The 17,322-nt window shown below is 45.8% G+C and carries 18 protein-coding genes; 16 read left to right on the top strand and 2 right to left on the bottom strand.

Going from position 1 to position 17,322, the window contains the following annotated elements; all coding sequences use genetic code 11:
* Positions 1-95: 95 nt before the first annotated feature.
* The 7 genes from GC097_RS24465 to GC097_RS24435 all read left to right on the top strand — a co-directional run bounded on the left by GC097_RS24465 (position 96) and on the right by GC097_RS24435 (position 6,803).
* A complete protein-coding gene (locus GC097_RS24465) occupies positions 96-1,844 on the top strand; it encodes a 2-oxoacid:acceptor oxidoreductase subunit alpha (RefSeq protein ID WP_171685924.1) in 1,749 nt (582 codons plus the stop codon).
* Positions 1,832-2,698 (top strand): 2-oxoacid:ferredoxin oxidoreductase subunit beta, encoded by an 867-nt coding sequence (locus GC097_RS24460; RefSeq protein WP_171685923.1) that lies wholly within the window; start codon positions 1,832-1,834, stop codon positions 2,696-2,698. The genes GC097_RS24465 and GC097_RS24460 overlap by 13 nt, the downstream gene beginning before the upstream one ends.
* 94 nt (positions 2,699-2,792) lie before the next feature.
* On the top strand, positions 2,793-3,362 hold the full coding sequence (pduL, locus tag GC097_RS24455) for a phosphate propanoyltransferase (protein WP_171685922.1): 570 nt from the start codon (positions 2,793-2,795) through the stop codon (positions 3,360-3,362).
* Between the two features lie 147 nt (positions 3,363-3,509).
* Positions 3,510-4,979, top strand: coding sequence for a tRNA (N6-isopentenyl adenosine(37)-C2)-methylthiotransferase MiaB (gene miaB / locus GC097_RS24450; RefSeq protein ID WP_376768427.1), 1,470 nt, complete (start codon positions 3,510-3,512; stop codon positions 4,977-4,979).
* Between the two features lie 34 nt (positions 4,980-5,013).
* Complete coding sequence (locus GC097_RS24445) at positions 5,014-5,478, top strand: YlbF/YmcA family competence regulator (RefSeq protein ID WP_171685920.1); 465 nt, start codon at positions 5,014-5,016, stop codon at positions 5,476-5,478.
* A gap of 108 nt (positions 5,479-5,586) precedes the next feature.
* Positions 5,587-6,321, top strand: coding sequence for a phosphonate ABC transporter ATP-binding protein (locus GC097_RS24440; protein WP_171685919.1), 735 nt, complete (start codon positions 5,587-5,589; stop codon positions 6,319-6,321).
* The gene (locus GC097_RS24435) at positions 6,318-6,803 is read left to right on the top strand and encodes a low molecular weight protein-tyrosine-phosphatase (RefSeq protein ID WP_171685918.1); all 486 of its coding nucleotides are present in this window, start codon (positions 6,318-6,320) and stop codon (positions 6,801-6,803) included. Before GC097_RS24440 ends, GC097_RS24435 begins: the two co-directional genes overlap by 4 nt.
* Before the next feature lie 63 nt (positions 6,804-6,866).
* Here the strand turns inward: GC097_RS24435 and GC097_RS24430 are convergent, their stop codons facing one another.
* Both GC097_RS24430 and GC097_RS24425 read right to left on the bottom strand, forming a co-directional pair.
* Positions 6,867-7,265 (bottom strand): hypothetical protein, encoded by a 399-nt coding sequence (locus GC097_RS24430; protein ID WP_171685917.1) that lies wholly within the window; start codon positions 7,263-7,265, stop codon positions 6,867-6,869.
* A gap of 89 nt (positions 7,266-7,354) precedes the next feature.
* Positions 7,355-8,404, bottom strand: coding sequence for an ATP-binding protein (locus GC097_RS24425; RefSeq protein ID WP_171685916.1), 1,050 nt, complete (start codon positions 8,402-8,404; stop codon positions 7,355-7,357).
* A 218-nt stretch (positions 8,405-8,622) separates the two neighbouring features.
* Between GC097_RS24425 and GC097_RS24420 the strand changes: the two genes are divergently transcribed.
* The 9 genes from GC097_RS24420 to GC097_RS24380 all read left to right on the top strand — a co-directional run bounded on the left by GC097_RS24420 (position 8,623) and on the right by GC097_RS24380 (position 16,360).
* Positions 8,623-8,814, top strand: coding sequence for a hypothetical protein (locus GC097_RS24420; protein WP_171685915.1), 192 nt, complete (start codon positions 8,623-8,625; stop codon positions 8,812-8,814).
* 2 nt (positions 8,815-8,816) lie between these two features.
* A complete protein-coding gene (locus GC097_RS24415; protein ID WP_171685914.1) occupies positions 8,817-8,996 on the top strand; it encodes a hypothetical protein in 180 nt (59 codons plus the stop codon).
* Between the two features lie 115 nt (positions 8,997-9,111).
* Positions 9,112-10,122 (top strand): 2-oxoacid:acceptor oxidoreductase family protein, encoded by a 1,011-nt coding sequence (locus GC097_RS24410; protein WP_171685913.1) that lies wholly within the window; start codon positions 9,112-9,114, stop codon positions 10,120-10,122.
* A gap of 34 nt (positions 10,123-10,156) precedes the next feature.
* Entirely contained in the window at positions 10,157-12,460 is a 2,304-nt protein-coding gene (locus GC097_RS24405) for a thiamine pyrophosphate-dependent enzyme (RefSeq protein WP_171685912.1), read from the top strand.
* 75 nt (positions 12,461-12,535) lie between these two features.
* A complete protein-coding gene (locus GC097_RS24400; RefSeq protein WP_171685911.1) occupies positions 12,536-12,817 on the top strand; it encodes a hypothetical protein in 282 nt (93 codons plus the stop codon).
* Positions 12,818-12,966: 149 nt separating this feature from the next.
* The gene (locus GC097_RS24395; RefSeq protein WP_171685910.1) at positions 12,967-13,920 is read left to right on the top strand and encodes a C40 family peptidase; all 954 of its coding nucleotides are present in this window, start codon (positions 12,967-12,969) and stop codon (positions 13,918-13,920) included.
* 108 nt (positions 13,921-14,028) lie between these two features.
* Entirely contained in the window at positions 14,029-14,622 is a 594-nt protein-coding gene (locus GC097_RS24390; protein ID WP_171685909.1) for a ribonuclease H-like YkuK family protein, read from the top strand.
* A 165-nt stretch (positions 14,623-14,787) separates the two neighbouring features.
* The gene (locus tag GC097_RS24385; protein ID WP_171685908.1) at positions 14,788-15,294 is read left to right on the top strand and encodes an ADP-heptose synthase; all 507 of its coding nucleotides are present in this window, start codon (positions 14,788-14,790) and stop codon (positions 15,292-15,294) included.
* A 25-nt stretch (positions 15,295-15,319) separates the two neighbouring features.
* Positions 15,320-16,360, top strand: coding sequence for a phosphotransferase (locus tag GC097_RS24380; protein WP_171685907.1), 1,041 nt, complete (start codon positions 15,320-15,322; stop codon positions 16,358-16,360).
* The last annotated feature ends 962 nt before the right edge of the window (positions 16,361-17,322 follow it).

Raw genomic sequence — 17,322 nt, 5'->3', positions numbered from 1 at the left:
AAGTGAAAGATTTTTTTTATTGCATTATCTTTTTTTACTAACAAATTAGCTTTTAATGTCTTCGAGCAGCTACAATCAAAAGGAGTGGACGTACGGTGATTAGTCAGTTATCTTGGAAAATCGGAGGTCAACAGGGTGAAGGGGTCGAAAGTACTGACCGTATCTTCTCTACTGCATTGAACCGTCTCGGTTACTATTTGTATGGGTACCGTCATTTCTCTTCACGGATTAAGGGGGGACATACAAATAACAAGATTCGCATCAGCACCAAACCGATTCGCGCAATTTCAGATGATTTGGACATTCTGGTAGCATTTGACCAGGAGAGTATCGATTTCAATGCTCACGAGCTTCGTGACAACGGTGTAATCGTTGCAGATGCCAAATTTAACCCTGTATTACCTGAAGGAATTAAAGCACGTCTGTTTCCGGTTCCGATTACTGCAATTGCAGAAGAACTAGGAACATCCCTATTTAAGAACATGGCCGCATCAGGTGCATCTTGGGCGCTGCTCGGTTTGCCGCTTGATGTGTTTAATAAAGCTGTAGAAGAAGAGTTCGGACGTAAAGGCGCGGCTGTCGTTGAGAAAAACGTTGAAGCTGTTCGCAAAGGTGCTGAATCCGTTCTGGAATTGGCAGGCGGTCCTATCGCTGACTTCCAATTAGAGCCGGCTGACGGCAAGCAAAAATTGTTCATGATCGGTAACGATGCAATCGCTCTTGGAGCTGTAGCTGCCGGCTGCCGTTTCATGCCTGCCTATCCGATTACACCAGCTTCCGAGGTAATGGAATACTTGATCAAAGCGCTTCCTAAATTCGGCGGTACGGTTATCCAAACGGAAGATGAGATCGCAGCTTGCACAATGGCCATTGGCGCTAACTACGCTGGTGCGCGTGCCCTGACAGCATCTGCTGGTCCTGGTCTGTCCTTGATGATGGAAGCTATTGGTTTGGCTGGTATGACAGAAACACCGGTTGTTATCGTTGATACACAGCGCGGTGGTCCAAGTACAGGTCTTCCAACGAAACAAGAGCAATCCGATTTGAACGCAATGGTATACGGTACGCACGGTGAAATTCCGAAAATCGTATTGTCTCCTAGCACAATTGAAGAGTGCTTCTACGATACAATCGAAGCTTTCAACTTGGCTGAGAAATACCAATGTCCAGTCATTCTGATGACGGATCTTCAGCTTTCCTTGGGTAAACAATCCGCTGAAATGCTGGATTACAACCGCATCGTGATCGACCGCGGAGCATTGGTAACTGAAGCTCCTGAACAAGAAGCAAACCAATTGTTCAAACGCTATGAATTCACAGAGAACGGCATTTCACCTCGTGTAATTCCAGGCGTGAAACATGGTCTTCACCACGTAACAGGGGTAGAGCATGACCAAACAGGCCGTCCGTCCGAGAGCACGGAAAATCGTCAAAGAATGATGGATAAACGTCTAGAGAAGTTGAAACACATTCAAGTGACTGACGCCATCAAAGCAGATGCTCCGCATGAGAACCCGGATCTTCTGATTATCGGCATGGGCTCCACTGGCGGTACAATTGACGAAGCAAGACGCCGCGTTGAACAAGATGGCATCAAAACAAATCACGCGACGGTTCGTTTGATCCACCCATTCCCGGCTGAACAGCTGAGACCGCTTGTTGAAAAAGCAAAATCAGTTATCGTTGTTGAAAACAACGCAACTGGACAATTAGCAGATCAAATTAAACTGCATGTTGGTCATGCAGATAAAATTAAAAACGTTTTGAAATACAACGGTAATCCGTTCCTTCCAGCAGAGATCGAACAAAAATGTAAGGAGTTGACTTTAGCATGGCAACATTAAAAGACTTTCGTAACAATGTAAAGCCGAATTGGTGTCCAGGATGCGGAGACTTCTCCGTACAAGCAGCTATTCAACGCGCAGCGGCTAATGTTGGTTTAGAGCCTGAAGGTTTGGCAATCGTATCGGGTATCGGTTGTTCCGGACGTATCTCCGGTTATATCAATGCTTATGGCTTCCATGGTATTCACGGCAGATCGTTGCCTATCGCACAAGGTGTGAAAATGGCTAACCGCGACTTGACAGTTATCGCTTCCGGCGGTGACGGAGACGGTTTCGCAATCGGTATGGGTCACACGGTACACGCAATTCGCCGTAACATCGATGTAACTTACATCGTTATGGATAACCAAATCTACGGTTTGACAAAAGGTCAAGCATCCCCACGTAGTGCGGAAGGCTTCAAAACGAAAAGCACGCCGCTTGGAACAATCGAGTCCGCTATTTCTCCGTTAGAAGTAGCTATGGCTGCAGGTGCAACTTTCGTAGCACAATCTTTCTCCAGCAACTTGAAACAGTTAACAGCTGTTATCGAAGCTGGTCTGAACCACAAAGGATTCTCCTTGATCAACGTTTTCAGCCCATGCGTAACTTTCAATAAAGTGAACACGTATGACTGGTTCAAAGAAAACATCGTAGATCTTGATGAAATTCCTGATTACGACTACACGAATCGCGTAATGGCAATGACCAAGATCATGGAAACTAACTCCATGTTGACAGGCATCATTTACCAAAACAAAGATAAAAAGAGTTATGAAGATTCTATTCCTAGCTTCGCAAAAGAAGGACTATCGAAACAAAATCTTCAAATTTCAGAAGCAGACTTCAACAAAATGCTCACTGAATTCAAATAATCGTTGTACGTTGAGGGCATATGGAGATACTCCGTATGCCCTTTTTGCTGGGCGGCAATACTGACAACTATACTCTTTTAAAGGATGATACATAATGAAAACAGTTCCCGTTGGAGTCTCTGCTAGACATATTCATCTTTCACCGGCTCATATTGAAATATTATTCGGACAAGGCTATGAACTAAAGCATTTCAAAGATCTTTCGCAACCTGGGCAATTTGCAGCCCAAGAAACTGTAACGATTGTCGGACCGAAAAATAAGATTGAAAAAGTAAGGATTTTGGGACCGGCACGTCCTTTTACGCAAATAGAAGTATCACGGACCGACGCTTTCTCTTTAGGCGTTAACCCTCCTGTGCGTGAATCCGGTCATATCGATCAAACACCCGGTCTCCGTGTCGTAGGTCCTGCAGGCGAAGTTGACTTGGAACAAGGTGTGATCGTCGCCGCTAGACATATTCATTTTCATACTTCAGATGCAGAGAAATGGGGCATTCAAGATAAACAGCTGCTGCGCGTCAAAGTGAATGGCGAAAGGCCTTTGATTTTTGAAGACGTGATTGCCCGTGTATCCGAGCAATTTGCTTTGGATATGCACATCGACACGGATGAAGGAAATGCGGCCGGCGTAAAAACAGGCGATATGGCCGAGATCCTCGAATAGCGAAGACAGCGTCATTTTCACCGTTATGCCAATTTCCTTTTGATCTGAATAGGCATGTGATGTTATAATTAAAGTTGCGTAATTATTTGTGTATTACGTAAGTTTTACCAACGCAAACTCGTAGGAGGAACGAAAGTGGCTAACCAAGTGAAATCCGACAAGGATTATTCCCAATATTTTCAGCCTCCTTCACTGACAGATGCTAAGAAGCGCGGAAAAGAAGAAATCGCCGTTCACTATGACTTTCATATCCCTGAGGACATGCAGGGGTTCGGCAAAGATAAATATTATTTGATTCGCACTTACGGATGCCAGATGAATGAGCATGATACAGAAGTTATGAGAGGCTTGCTTGAACAGATGGGCTATCAGACAACGGAGGATAAGTATCAAGCAGATGTTATATTGCTGAACACTTGCGCCATCCGTGAGAATGCTGAGGACAAAGTGTTCGGCGAGCTTGGCCATCTGAAGGCACTCAAAGCGCAGAAGCCAGGCCTTGTTCTTGGCGTATGCGGTTGTATGTCGCAGGAAGAAGCGGTTGTGAACCGGATCATGCAGAAGCATGCTTTTGTTGATTTGATTTTTGGAACACATAATATTCATCGTCTGCCGGCATTATTGAAGGATGCTTTTTATAACAAAGAAATGGTCGTTGAAGTATGGTCCAAAGAAGGCGACATCGTTGAAAATTTACCAAAGAAACGGGAAGGAATCCGTGCTTGGGTGAACATTATGTTCGGATGCGATAAGTTCTGCACGTACTGTATCGTTCCTTATACACGCGGCAAAGAGAGAAGCCGGAGACCGCAGGATGTGCTTGCCGAAGTAAGAGATCTGGCTCGTCAAGGATTCCAGGAAATTACGCTGCTTGGACAAAACGTCAATGCCTACGGCAAAGACTTTGAAGATATTACGTATTCTTTCGCTAATTTGATGGATGACATTCGTAAAATCGATGTACCGAGAGTTCGGTTTACAACTTCGCATCCACGCGATTTTGATGACGACTTGATTGAAGTGTTAGGTCAAGGAGGCAATCTGGTCGAACATATCCATCTTCCGGTTCAATCGGGCAATACAGAAGTTTTGAAACGGATGAGCAGGAAGTATTCCAGAGATCATTATTTGCAGCTTGCCCGCAAGATTAAAGCAACGATGCCTGATGTCGTACTAACGACGGATATTATTGTCGGTTTTCCTGGCGAGACAGACGAGCAGTTCGACGAAACAATGTCGCTCTATGAGGAAGTAGGTTTTGATTTCGCGTTTACGTTTATTTATTCGCCGCGAGAAGGAACGCCTGCTGCCGGTATGGAAGATAATGTTCCGATGGAAGTGAAGAAACAGCGTTTGTATCGCTTGAATGAGCTTGTGAATGCTCACAGTAAAGCAAGCAACGAGAAGCTGCTGGGGGAAACAGTTGAAGTACTGGTTGAAGGCGAAAGTAAAAATAATGCCGATGTACTTGCTGGACGTACGCGTACGAATAAGTTGATTCATTTTACCGGCTCTAAAGAGCTAATCGGACAAATGATAGACGTTAAAGTGACGCATGCGCAAACCTGGATCTTGAAGGGTGAAATCGTCCCGAAACCTATGAAATTGTCCATTTAAGTCGTTGTTAATATAGATAGGAGTGTGTATGAGAATGTCCCAATGTGATCATCAACATAACGATAACCAGCCTCATGCTTTCAAAGTGGAGGAGTTTACGAATACGGAAATGATCGTTCGTGAAGATATTTTGGATAAAGCCAAGGAACTGGCCAATTTGTTGACGACTTCGAATGAAGTGCAATTTTATCAAAAGGCCGAGAAGCAAATTGCAAATAACCCTGATATTCAGGTGTTGATTAGTTCGATTAAAAAGAAGCAAAAAGAAATCGTCGCATTCCAGACATTCAAAAATGAGAAAATGGTTCAAAAAATTGAGAATGAAATCGAAGTTCTGCAAGATGAACTGGATGGCATTCCGATTGTAAGTGAATTCAAACAAACACAAGACGATATCAATTATTTGTTGCAGCTTGTGATGTCGGTCGTCCGTGATACAATCTCCGACAAAATCAATGTAGAAGCAGGAACTGCTGAAGCGCCGACATCTTGTGACTAAGATGACTTCCTGCGGGGAATGGAGAATCGCCGTCTAATCAGGCTCCAGCTTGATGTGAGGGCGATTTTTTCCAAAATCAACAATTGGATTCATGAAGGAGGGGATGTCATGCTGACCGTACGCAATCTAAGTAAAGTATATCCGCCGGACAATCAAGTGCTTTCTCAAATCAGCTTTCAAGTGGATGAGGGCGAGTTTATCGCCGTCATTGGAAGCAGCGGGAGCGGCAAAACAACCTTACTGCGCTGCATCAGTCATCAAGAAAAGTGGACAAGCGGCCAACTCATCTATCATTCCAACGATATCTCAAAGCCGGGCCCGTGGGAGCGTTTCAAACTAGGCAAGGATTTCGCTTTCCTTGAAGAAAAACCTGCGCTGAACCGAAATAAAAGCGCTGTCAAAAATGTGATGATGGGGAGAGTTTTCCAAACGCCCTTGCGAGTATTAACAGGCCTGACATCCCGAGATGAACATGTGGACAGCATGGACTATTTGGAAAAAGTGGGCCTGCTCGATAAAGGAGACAAGAAGGTAGGTCAGCTTAGCGGCGGCGAGCAGCAGCGTGTAGCGATTGCCAAAGCTTTGATTTTAGGACCTAAAGTGCTGGTTGCCGATGAACCGGTATCAGGACTGGACCCGAAATCGACGGAATATATTCTTCAGGATTTGAAATCATTATGCAAAGATAGGAATATGAGCGTAATCGCGACCCTGCATAAGGTAGAATTAGCGGAGCGATTTGCAACACGCATTTGGGGAATATCTGAAGGTAAAATTGTACTCGATATCCCCGCCAGAGCGTTAACAATGCGTGAGAAAAAGCTCGTATTTGGTGAAGTATGATCCAGGTCTTATTCGTTTGTTTAGGAAATATTTGCCGCTCCCCCATGGCGGAAGCGTTGTTTCGGCACCAGGTCAAGCAGGCGGGGCTTGCTCATGTCATAGCTATTGATTCAGCTGGCACCGGGGACTGGCACATCGGGCATCCGCCGCATCAAGGAACAAGAGACATTTTGGATAAAAATCAGATTGATTACAAGGGAATGCAAGCGAGACAAGTCACATCGGATGATTTCGTGCAGTTTACATACATCGTGGCGATGGATGAGAGCAATGTCCGTAATTTGGCTGGATTTGCTCCGGCACCGGTTGCTGGCGAGAAGCGGGCTTCCATTCATAAGTTGTTGGATTTTGCGCCTGGGCGTACGAATAAAGATGTACCTGACCCGTATTATACCGGGAATTTTCAAGAAGTTTACGAGATGGTGGAAGAGAGCTGCGCACGATTACTCGCTTTTATTATCGAAAAGGAACAGCTATCCTAGCCATACAAACAAAAAAAGCAAAGGCGAGAAAGAAATGTTCTCAGCTTTTGCTTTTTTGACGTATTAGAAGACAGTCAGCCCCGTACGCTGCAGGCATTCTGATATAGCTTTCATCATAATTGGATAAATAGGGAGAATGACATCAATGGGCCCAATTTCAAACAAACCACTGCGGTTATGAACCGTAGCGCCTTGTACATAAATGCGGAAGTGTTCTGAGCCAGGAGCCAGATGGGTGGATTCTTGGTTAGAAGACCGGGCGTTGACGAATGTAATGGTTTTGAGCGTCGAATTATCATAGGGAACAATAGAGATGATCTGGTCAAGTTTGAAATAATAATTCACGTGCGGTTTGTGAAAGATCAGTTCTTTGGTCGTGACCGTCAGACCGTAGTCCTTTTTTTTATGAGACATTTTCAAGTCGCCTTCCAGCGATTTGATCTGAATGAAATCTGAATGCATGGCAAAGCCCTCCTTCACGTGTCATGATGAATGCTTGTCATAACAGAATAACACAGATCATCTTCCATGTTAATGGAGGGTCTTGGTACCTATTTTTGTTGAAACAGGATGGAGCATTCCGTGCCTTGATTCAAGGAGCTGCTGAAAGAAATGGTTCCGTTCATCATTTTGATAATGCTCATGACGACGACAAGTCCAAGCCCGGTTCCTTGTTCTTTGGTTGTAAAGAACGGCATCCCGAGCGAATCTATTTGCTCTTTTGTCATTCCAACGCCTGTATCGGTAATCAAAATCTGGACGGCACCCGGCAGTTTGCAGGTTCGCATGGAAATGAGACCGCCGTTTGGCATGGATTCGATCGCATTCTTAACCAAATTCATCAAGCACTGCCGGAGTTTTTTGGATTCTCCAAGGATGTAGAGAGGGATCTCGTTATCGTGAGTGATTTCGATCACGACCTGATGGTCTGACGCATAAGGAGAGATGAATCGAAGCGTTGCTTCTAATTCCTTTTTGATATCCAATTGTTCCTGCAGTCCTGTTGACGGTTTGGCATAGTTCAAATAATCATTGATGATGGTGTTCGCCTGATCAACGCCGGATAGCGCCAGTTCAATATACCGCTTCTGATCATACATAGAAAGTTCTTTCTGATCTAAAAGCTGCAGAAAACCACGGATTGAAGTTAACGGATTTCGAATCTCATGAGAGATCGTGGCTGCCAGTTGGCCGACCATGCGATCCTTTTCTAAGGCGACGAGCCGCTCCCTAATAAATTCGTGCCTCATTACATGGAAGATGACTATGATCAATACCAAGAGTGAAATAAAAGTAAACAAAATGGTGTATAAAACATACAGAGAGAAGTAAGTTTGGGTATGAGTCGCAAGCAGCGCATACAATATTTCGTATATGCTAAGCAAACCTGCTGCATAACATAACTTGATTTTAAGCTTCATCTGATTGGTTTTATGTCTAACAAAATAACTGCCAACTAAGATAAACGCACTGCTAAGCAATGCCGGTTGCCAATAATAATTCAAAACAAGGAAGCAGCCTATATTAAAACAGATCCATGTCATCGCAGCAGGTATAAATCCGGCAAATATAATGATCGCCGTCAATGATAGCGGTAGCAAGTGGAGCGAATAGATGAGAGGGTCGATCTCTTCAAAATGCCAGTAAACATTCATTAAGATGACGAGGAGAAGCCCAAATAATAGATTTCGCTGATGCTTTTTGTAAATGAATATAGGGGTAAGAACCAGATGGATTAATGCAGCACTGAAGAGGTAGAAGAGTCCATGCAGTTCATGGGAAATGATTGAATGGAGCAAAATAGTGCCATCCTTTCCAAATGTCCGACATTATCTTTGTTATTTCTACATTATCTCACAGAAATAGACCTAATCAAGAGAAAGGGCTTATTTTGAATGCTAAAGATTTGATAAAGACTTATGGTGTTATCGCTATAAACGGCTGTATAATAGGAGATACATTGAATGCAAGCGTTTACAAATTCGCGGGATTTGAAAACGAGGAGAGATGAGGATGAGGGCGTGCTCACATGTTTGCGGTGTTGTCTTTAATCCGATTGACGATGATTTTGTCAACGTATGTGAAGAGTGCGAAGAGGCTGAAAAGGGCTGTCATGAAGATGAAGCGGATAAAGAAGCGACAACAAGCTTCTATTTGGGGAAGTGCGGCCTTATCATCGATTATTTGCTGTAAGTGGCTCCGGGTTAAAAAAAGGTTGATTACCAGCGATTTCTTGTTACAATGATAGTAGATTTACTATTCATACTATTCATTCTTTATGCAGTTCATTTTTGAAAGGAGACCTTGCATGGTAACTTTACCTAAATTGAACGATCTCGGATTTTTCGAGATAAGGCTGGAATCCATCGGCGGTCTCGGCGCCAATCTGGCAGGCAAGATGCTGGCGGAAGCAGGAGTTGTCGGGGTTGGATTAAACGGAGTTAGTTTTTCTTCTTATGGTTCTGAGAAGAAAGGATCGGCAGTGAAAGCACATATCCGGTTTTGTGACATGGATACGCAAATACGGGATACATCACCCGTTGAACGACCGCATGTTGTTGGTGTTTTTCATGAATCGCTTTCCAAAACTGTAAACGTTATCAGTGGCATCTATGAGGATAGTACCGTATTAGTAAATTCAACCAAAACGCCTGATGAGCTCAAGGAAAAGATGAAGCTCAGAGGAGGCACGATCGCCGTGATTGATGCGATCGGCATATCGCTGGAGGAGAAGAACCGCGTTAACATGGCGATGCTTGGCGCGCTGTTCCGGTTATGTGATTTCCTTGATCCGGATGTCATGAGAGGCGTAATTCGCAAATCGTTGGAGAAGAAATATCCTCTGGCTGTTGCACCTGCCTTACGGACGTTCGACCGCGGGTATAACGAGGTACAATTCCAGTCGTATGCGCTTCCAGAAGGGGAGACCATGCCTGATTTCGTCCGCTTCGATACGCCTGTGCTCGGGTACGAGACACAAACGATCGGTGGAGTTATTTCAAATCCAGGCAACAGTATTCTGAAGGATTTAAGTATTTCCCGTGCGGGGATGATGCCGCATTTCCATGAAGATAAATGTATTCACTGTGCTTCTTGTGATAATGTTTGCCCGGATTTCTGCTTTGTGTGGGATGAGCTCCCGGACAAAAAAGGACGTCCGCAAATGTTTCTGCAGGGCATTGACTATCAATACTGCAAAGGCTGCCTCAAATGTGTACAGGCTTGTCCGACCGAAGCGCTCACAGATGAGCGGGAAGTAGACGGTTATGCCGATAATCACCGTATGCCACATCGCTTCAATCTAGCTGCAAACTCTTAGAGAGTATTTATGGGAGAAGGGTGGAACTACTCGTATGTCCATTGATATTAAGAAGGAATTAGGGCAGGCCAAGGTAGAGCAACGCATTGTATACGAATCAGGCAACGAGATGGCTGCTTATGCAGCTCATCAAATTAATTATCATGTCATGGGATATTTCCCGATTTCTCCATCCACGGAAGTAGCCCAATTCCTAGATCTTATGAAGTCCAACGGACAACATGATATTGTGCTCATCCCGGCTGACGGCGAGCACGGATCTGCAGGTATATGCTATGGAGCTTCAACTGCTGGCGGCCGCGTATTTAACGCGACAAGCGCCAACGGTTATTTGTATATGTTGGAACAAATGCCGGTACAATCCGGTACACGTTTCCCAATGGTAATGAACCTGGTATGCCGGTCCGTTTCAGGTCCCTTGAACATTCACGGGGATCACTCGGATTTGTATTATGCCTTAAATACGGGATGGCCCATTGTAATGTGCCGTGATCCCCAATCCGTCTACGATATGAACATTATCGCGTTGAAACTGGCGGAAGATCCGGCGGTGCGCTTGCCGGTATTGGTTGCTTCGGACGGGTATTTCACGTCCCACCAGAAGCGCAGAGTGCAAACGTTTGCACATCGAGATGATGTCCACGCTTTTATCGGCGAGCAGCCGAAAGGCTTCCCGGATACTTTGGATCGAAACAACCCGATCACGGTCGGTCCTTATATGAATGAACCGGATTACATTAATAACTGTTACCAGCAGTCTATGGCGATGTACAACGCCGAAGGCGTATATGACCGCATTCGGCAGGAATATGCCGAATTAACCGGGCGTGACTATCCGATTCTGGAGCTGTATCGGATGGAGGATGCGGAAGTCGCGGTGTTCCTGATGAATTCGGCCTCCGAAATCATCAAAGACGTCGTCGACCAGCTCCGCGAGAAGGGCATTAAAGCGGGATCCATCGCACCGAATATGATCCGTCCTTTCCCCGCCAAGCAGATTGCGGATGCTTTGCAAAACGTGAAGGCGATCACCGTAGGCGATCGCGCGGATTCGTACGGCGGCCATGGAGGCAATATGGTCAATGAAATTAAAGCGGCGCTGTTCACCCACGGGAACAGAGATACGCTTGTGATAAGCCGCATCTACGGCTTAGGCGGCAAGGACTTTTATGCCGAAGACGGGCATAATCTGTTCCAATTTGCCATTGACGCTGTACAAAGCGGCAAGGTGGAAGTGCCCTTCGATTACTACGGTCACACGCCGGGCGACCCGGCCAAAGCGCCGAAGAGGGTACTGACGCCGATGAAGTATGAGGACTTGAAGACGGGACTCATTACGGTGACGCCGGATGAGACCTCAGGCAAGCTGAACGTTCGCATCCCGCCGCTGCGTGCACTGACCAAAAAGCCGAAGCGTATCGCTCCGGGTCACGGTGCATGTCCGGGCTGCGGCATTTTCTCGGGCTTGGAGCTGTTTTTCAAAGGCATAGAAGGCGATATTGTATCGATCTTCCATACCGGCTGTGCGATGGTCGTTACGACGGGCTATCCGTACTCAGCCCATAAGGCGACATATATCCATAACCTGTTCCAGAACGGTGCCGCAACGCTGTCAGGGGTTGTTGAGATGTTCTGGGAGCGCAAACGGCGCGGAGAGCTCGATCATCTGGGCTTGAAGGACGACTTCACTTTCGTCATGATTACAGGCGACGGCGGGATGGATATCGGCATGGGGCCGGCCATTGGCGCTGCACTGCGCAACCATAAAATGATTATCCTCGAGTATGATAACGAGGGATACATGAATACCGGCGCTCAGCTGTCCTATTCTACGCCGATGGGCCATCGGACGTCGACTTCGAATGTCGGGAAACATCAAGGCGGTAAAGTGTTCCACCATAAGGATACTGCGCAAATTATGGCGGCCACGCATATTCCATATGTCTTTACCGGATCTGAGGCCTACCCGCAGGATCTCGTGAAAAAGGCGGCGAAAGCGCAGTGGTACGCCCAGAATGAAGGATTGGTGTACGGCAAGATTCTGATTGCCTGCCCGCTCAACTGGTTGTCCGATGATCAAGAGGGATCGAACATTGTCGGCGCTGCGGTAGATTCCTGTTTCTTCCCGCTGTATGAAGTCGAGCATGGGATAACGACCCTCACTTACAACCCTGAGGATAAGAACAAGAAGATTCCACTTGCCGATTGGCTGAAAACGATGGGGAAAACGAAGCATATGACGAAGCCGGAATATGAGGGCTCTCTCAAATCGTTCGAGGTCGAAGTCGAGCGCCGTTGGAATCGATTGAAAGCAAAGCACGAGAACGCTTATTTGTAATGATATGAACCAGGCACGTTCACCCTGTGCGGTGAATGTGCCTTTTTGATGGAGGAAACCGTGATGCCCTTTGTTATGCAAAACAAAAGAACAGATCAGCTCTACACATGCACACTGGTCAATAATTATGATCTTGCTTATTATGGCGTGAAATATTGGTCCGAGCGAGAGGAAGCTGAGGAGCAAGTGCATGCTTTTATTCTCTCCATTGAAGGTTTAGCTGCCGAGGAATGGCAAATTATCGAGCTTGAGGAAAGGGAGATGAAGCTGTGCAATGTGAAGCTGAAGAATGACGCCAATCACGCTCTATTTTGGCTTCCTACACGAAAATCAGAGGTCCGTAAAGTGGAAAATTAAACCGTATCGTCAATAGGTACGCAGCCATGCAGCTCCAGTAAGCAATCGACAAAAAACGCAACCATTCGCCTATATTCGCTCAATACACAATGAACCTATAATTAGGGTATGAACGAAAAATATGACAGCATGGGAGAGCGGTTGAGGCGATGAAAAAATGGACGATGGTTTTAAGCATGATTGCTTTAGTGCTTAGTTTTGTTTTCCCAGCGGCAATTTCAGCTGCTGAGGGTGTTACAACCAAGGCGCAAATCGTTTCGGGCGTAAGTTTTAGATCTCAACCGAACACGTCAAGCAATGTGATCCGTTTGCTGAAAGCAAATGAAAAAGTAACCGTAACGAATTATGTCTCTTCAAATTGGTATAAAGTCAAAGATGCTCAGGGTGTGATCGGTTATGTATCTACGAACAGTAAATACATAAAAATCATCAGCAATGCGCAAATCATTTATGGCGTTAACTTTCGCACGCTTCCTTCTTCCGATAGCGGATCCAAAGTTATTCGGATGCTAAGCAAAGGGGAAGAAGTTCTCGTAACCGATAAAGTCAATGACAGTTGGTACAAAATCCAGGACGCGAACGGTACAAGCGGTTACGTTAGCACGAGCAGCAAATATATGCTAACTGATTTCTCTGTTGCAGTGCCCAATATGCCGCTGGCGGATGAGATTGAAGCCGTTATTGCCGCAGGCAATAGTTACTTAGGAACACCGTACGAGTATGGTTCCGACCGAAACGACACGACAACGTTCGATTGCTCGGATTTTGTGCAAACGATGTTCTGGGATGCTTTACGCTTCTCCGTACCGAGCGATTCAGCATCACAAGGCACGTTTGTTCGTTCCTTAGGTCCTGTTAGCACAGATTGGACGAAATTAAAGCGTGGCGACTTGATGTTCTTCAGCTCCTACAAAGGCAGCAAAGCTTCTGACTATGCCAATATGAATGCTTTTAAAGAACCAATTACGCATGTTGCGCTTTATTTAGGGGATGGAAACATACTGCATACGTACTCCGTCGAATCCGGTGGCGTGCGGTTCGATACGATCGAAGGAAAGCAATGGGAGAACCGCTTTTTATACGGCGGAAGCGTTTTACGATAAGTGATGGTTCGATCAGAGGAGTTTTGCCATATACTATAGATAGGGGCGGATGCATGAGGCCAGCATCCGCTTCTTCCTGATTCTAAGGAGAAAGGAAGAACCTTATCTTTGAAAACTTCGACGGCAAACCACCCACTGGAATTTCGGAACACGACGGAAAGAGGACTAAACCTGGATACGGTTCATGAGAGAATTTTGCATTTCATGCGGCTAGACCCTGCAGCTATCTACAAATTTATTATCGGAACGGATTGTCAGGTACACCCAGGCCACACCAAATTCATAACAGGTGTAGTTATTCAGCGTTGTGGTAAAGGAGCATGGGCGTGCTATCGTCAAGTGATTGTCCACCGGGCCATGCATTCGATTAAAGAAAAGCTGTCGATGGAAACTGCGCTCAGTGAAGAGATCGCCACATACTTTGACGAGGCTAAACGACAAGATATGGAAAATATCGTTCTTCCTCATCTGTACCAGGGAGCCTCTTTCGATATGTATATCCATATTGATGCTGGGGATGATGTGACGAAGAACCGAACGGCCAAATTCGTCCAAGAGATGGTGCGGCGAGTAGCATCTGTCGGGATGGTTCCTGTCATTAAGCCGGATTGTTATGTAGCGTCGGCCTATGCGAATCGATTTTCAAAGAAACCTTATCTTCCGTTGTACGAGGATCGTGAGGCTGTCGATGGGAGTCTTTAAAATGATTTTGAACCGTTTGTTCAGGTGATCATTGAGATCGCTAGAGCTTACGGTTTTTTGTTATGCGATTGTGACATGGCTAATTTGCCAGTTGAAAAAAGGATTTCTAAGGCTTTCTAGCGAAATAAAACTGAAGCAGCCTTAGAGGAAGGAGAATGATTAGACATGAGCAAAACGTTTATTATAGAGGCAGTCATGCTCGCCGTACACGGTCAGTTGATGCTGCCGGGGCAGCCTGTTACTTACTTAATCCCTTATACCAGCATTCAAGAGTTATATGAGCTGCAGGCCGGCAGCGAGCCGATTATGCTGGAGGAAGAAGACGACGGATTCGTTAAGCAAATGATTGGCGAGCTGATCGCGTTCTTCGAGGAATCTTTTAATAAGAAAAAAATTGAAAAAGCGCTTGCCGTTCCATGGCGCAAAAGTCCTCCGCTTCCGATCAACGAGCACGTGACCTTAATGGTTGTATTTGCCATTGATAACGAAGCGTACGGCGAACAATTCGACCCGATTGAAACCGAGTTAATTCTAACTGCGATCAAGGAGCAAGCGGCATTATTGACAGATCAGTTCGATTTTATCGAAAGGCTGATTGGAGCAAGCATTCCAGTACAGGCCTTTGATGTGGAGGACTTCGAATTCGCGGTGGAAGGCGACAATCAGGTTTAGTGAAAGTGAGCTGACGAATACAATTATGCGCGTAAAAGATTTGGAGGAGCAATTAGCCTTATTGCCTGCATACTGGTTTCCTGGTCAAACATGGTCGATGCGTACAGGTATGGGGGGAATGAATAATACAACACGATTTGTCGAGGTGGCCGGCAGCACCTATGTGATGCGGTTATACGAAACACATCGGGATATCGATAAAATCATGTTTGAGCATCGGATCCTTTTGGCGCTTAATAAGCGCAAAAATCAGCTGCCGTATCGCATTCCGGTGCCGATCGAGCTGCCGGACGGCGGAACTGTCGTCCAGTTGGATCATAATCAAGGGAAGCTCGCAGCTTTGTTTACATTTACAGATGGGATGAATCCAACCTGGATGAATTCCGAACAAATCTTACAATTTGGAGCGGCTGTCGGTCAGCTCTCTGCCGTTCTCGGAACGGTATCTGTCGATCTAAAGCCTGTGTATCCGCCGTACTATGAGATTGACAACATTCATCCCCGCTGCACGCCGGATGCGATTCATGAGTTCTGTTTGCATCCTCCGGAAACGTTCTCTGCACTGCGCGAGGAGCTAACATACATTTTTGAACGGTTTTCAGCCTTTTATCAAGCGATTCCCGCATTGCGAAAACTGCCTCACCAGCTAGTCCATGGAGACATAAACGGATCGAATATGCTTGTTGATGGGGACGGCCGAATTACAGCGGTGCTTGATTTTGAGTTTGTAACCAAAGATCTTCGCGTTATGGAAATCGCTGTCTGCTTGTCGGACTTGATTGATCCGGCGCTTTCCAAAGATGAGCTGAAACGTAATTGTACGGCTTTTTATGAGGGTTACGGGCAGTCTGTTGCGTTAAAAGAGGCAGAAATTCAAGTACTTCCGTTGTTGATTGAGCTTCGGAGATTGGATGTTTTTATTCATTTCTTGGGACGATATGCAGATGGCGTTGATCCGCAAGGCGTGCTGATCGATATTATTCAAAATACATTTGAAAAAACGAAATGGCTGCAGGAATACGGCATTGAACTGGTGCTTTCGTTGCAAAATAAGCAAAAAGTTTAGCTGAACCGTACAACCGTAACTAGGAGCACAGGAATACCTTATAGTACCAAAGGAAAAGGCGGTGCTTGAGGTATGCAAAAAAGCGCTTATCTCGGAAATGTAGGTGCAGTACCGAACTGCGGACGTTATTGCCGTAATGTCTGTACACGGTTGTTCGTCGTTGGCCGAAACCAATGTATTGCTGACTGTTTGCGTTGTGCCGGAATACGCGGGACTGCGAAATCAACAGCGTTGCTTACCAAAAAAGAAATTTATAAGCCAAAGAGCAAATGCAATTGCGGCTGCGGCAAATGTAAGTAAATCTAAAGCTGCCGGGGAGACTCGGCAGTTTTTTTGTTGATTTAGGCCCCGTAGGAGGGATAGGGGGAACTATAGGGCGTTATTCTGTTGAAAACACCTTTTTGGACGAGGGAAAGGGATCTCGGGTCCGCTATTTCGTCAAGTTGGTCACATATTTGGAAGATGGAGGGCGAATAAGGCCCTGTAGTTCCCCCTTGGGTGCCGAAATACCGCTTCTCACCGAAATAAGGGAACTGAGTTCCCATAGTATGGGCGAGGCATCCCCTGTTTGGGATAAGCGTATTTGGCATGACTGGGTCTGTCCTCGCTGACGGACAGGGAAGCCCTTATTAGGTGGAAAAGGACACCTTCGAACATGTAACGGACACCATTGCTGTTACTTGCTCACGTGGTGACTGATTTCGCCCCGTAATCGGCAAATAAAGTCTCTGGTGTCCACAAGCAGAGAGACATGACGCTTTTCGCGAAGATAACGGCCGCTGTGTCCGAAGCGTGGTGAGATATAGGTCTCCTTCAACCGTATCGGGGTAGGAGAAGTCGGAGGCAGCACAAAGTAGAACAAAAAGGGGATGGGTATGGGATGGACACGATTTCAAGAAACGGTCGGAGTCCTATACCCAATTCCCACCCCACGCTCAAACGTATGGGTTTAGACAAGAACT

The organism is Paenibacillus planticolens, assembly GCF_013141725.1.
In the GTDB taxonomy this organism is placed as follows: domain Bacteria; phylum Bacillota; class Bacilli; order Paenibacillales; family NBRC-103111; genus Paenibacillus_E; species Paenibacillus_E planticolens.
The sequence above is the reverse complement of the archived record's forward strand: the minus strand, read 5'-3'. Positions and strand labels throughout refer to the sequence as shown.

Excerpts from the sequence above, each read along its gene's own strand:
- GC097_RS24460 (WP_171685923.1), top strand. The coding sequence starts at position 1,832 with ATGGCAACATTAAAAGACTTTCGTAACAATGTAAAGCCGAATTGGTGT.
- pduL (WP_171685922.1), top strand. The coding sequence starts at position 2,793 with ATGAAAACAGTTCCCGTTGGAGTCTCTGCTAGACATATTCATCTTTCA.
- GC097_RS24445 (WP_171685920.1), top strand. The coding sequence starts at position 5,014 with ATGTCCCAATGTGATCATCAACATAACGATAACCAGCCTCATGCTTTC.
- GC097_RS24440 (WP_171685919.1), top strand. The coding sequence starts at position 5,587 with ATGCTGACCGTACGCAATCTAAGTAAAGTATATCCGCCGGACAATCAA.
- GC097_RS24435 (WP_171685918.1), top strand. The coding sequence starts at position 6,318 with ATGATCCAGGTCTTATTCGTTTGTTTAGGAAATATTTGCCGCTCCCCC.
- GC097_RS24430 (WP_171685917.1), bottom strand. The coding sequence starts at position 7,265 with ATGCATTCAGATTTCATTCAGATCAAATCGCTGGAAGGCGACTTGAAA.
- GC097_RS24420 (WP_171685915.1), top strand. The coding sequence starts at position 8,623 with ATGTCCGACATTATCTTTGTTATTTCTACATTATCTCACAGAAATAGA.
- GC097_RS24415 (WP_171685914.1), top strand. The coding sequence starts at position 8,817 with ATGAGGGCGTGCTCACATGTTTGCGGTGTTGTCTTTAATCCGATTGAC.
- GC097_RS24410 (WP_171685913.1), top strand. The coding sequence starts at position 9,112 with ATGGTAACTTTACCTAAATTGAACGATCTCGGATTTTTCGAGATAAGG.
- GC097_RS24405 (WP_171685912.1), top strand. The coding sequence starts at position 10,157 with ATGTCCATTGATATTAAGAAGGAATTAGGGCAGGCCAAGGTAGAGCAA.
- GC097_RS24400 (WP_171685911.1), top strand. The coding sequence starts at position 12,536 with ATGCAAAACAAAAGAACAGATCAGCTCTACACATGCACACTGGTCAAT.
- GC097_RS24395 (WP_171685910.1), top strand. The coding sequence starts at position 12,967 with ATGAAAAAATGGACGATGGTTTTAAGCATGATTGCTTTAGTGCTTAGT.
- GC097_RS24385 (WP_171685908.1), top strand. The coding sequence starts at position 14,788 with ATGAGCAAAACGTTTATTATAGAGGCAGTCATGCTCGCCGTACACGGT.
- GC097_RS24380 (WP_171685907.1), top strand. The coding sequence starts at position 15,320 with ATGCGCGTAAAAGATTTGGAGGAGCAATTAGCCTTATTGCCTGCATAC.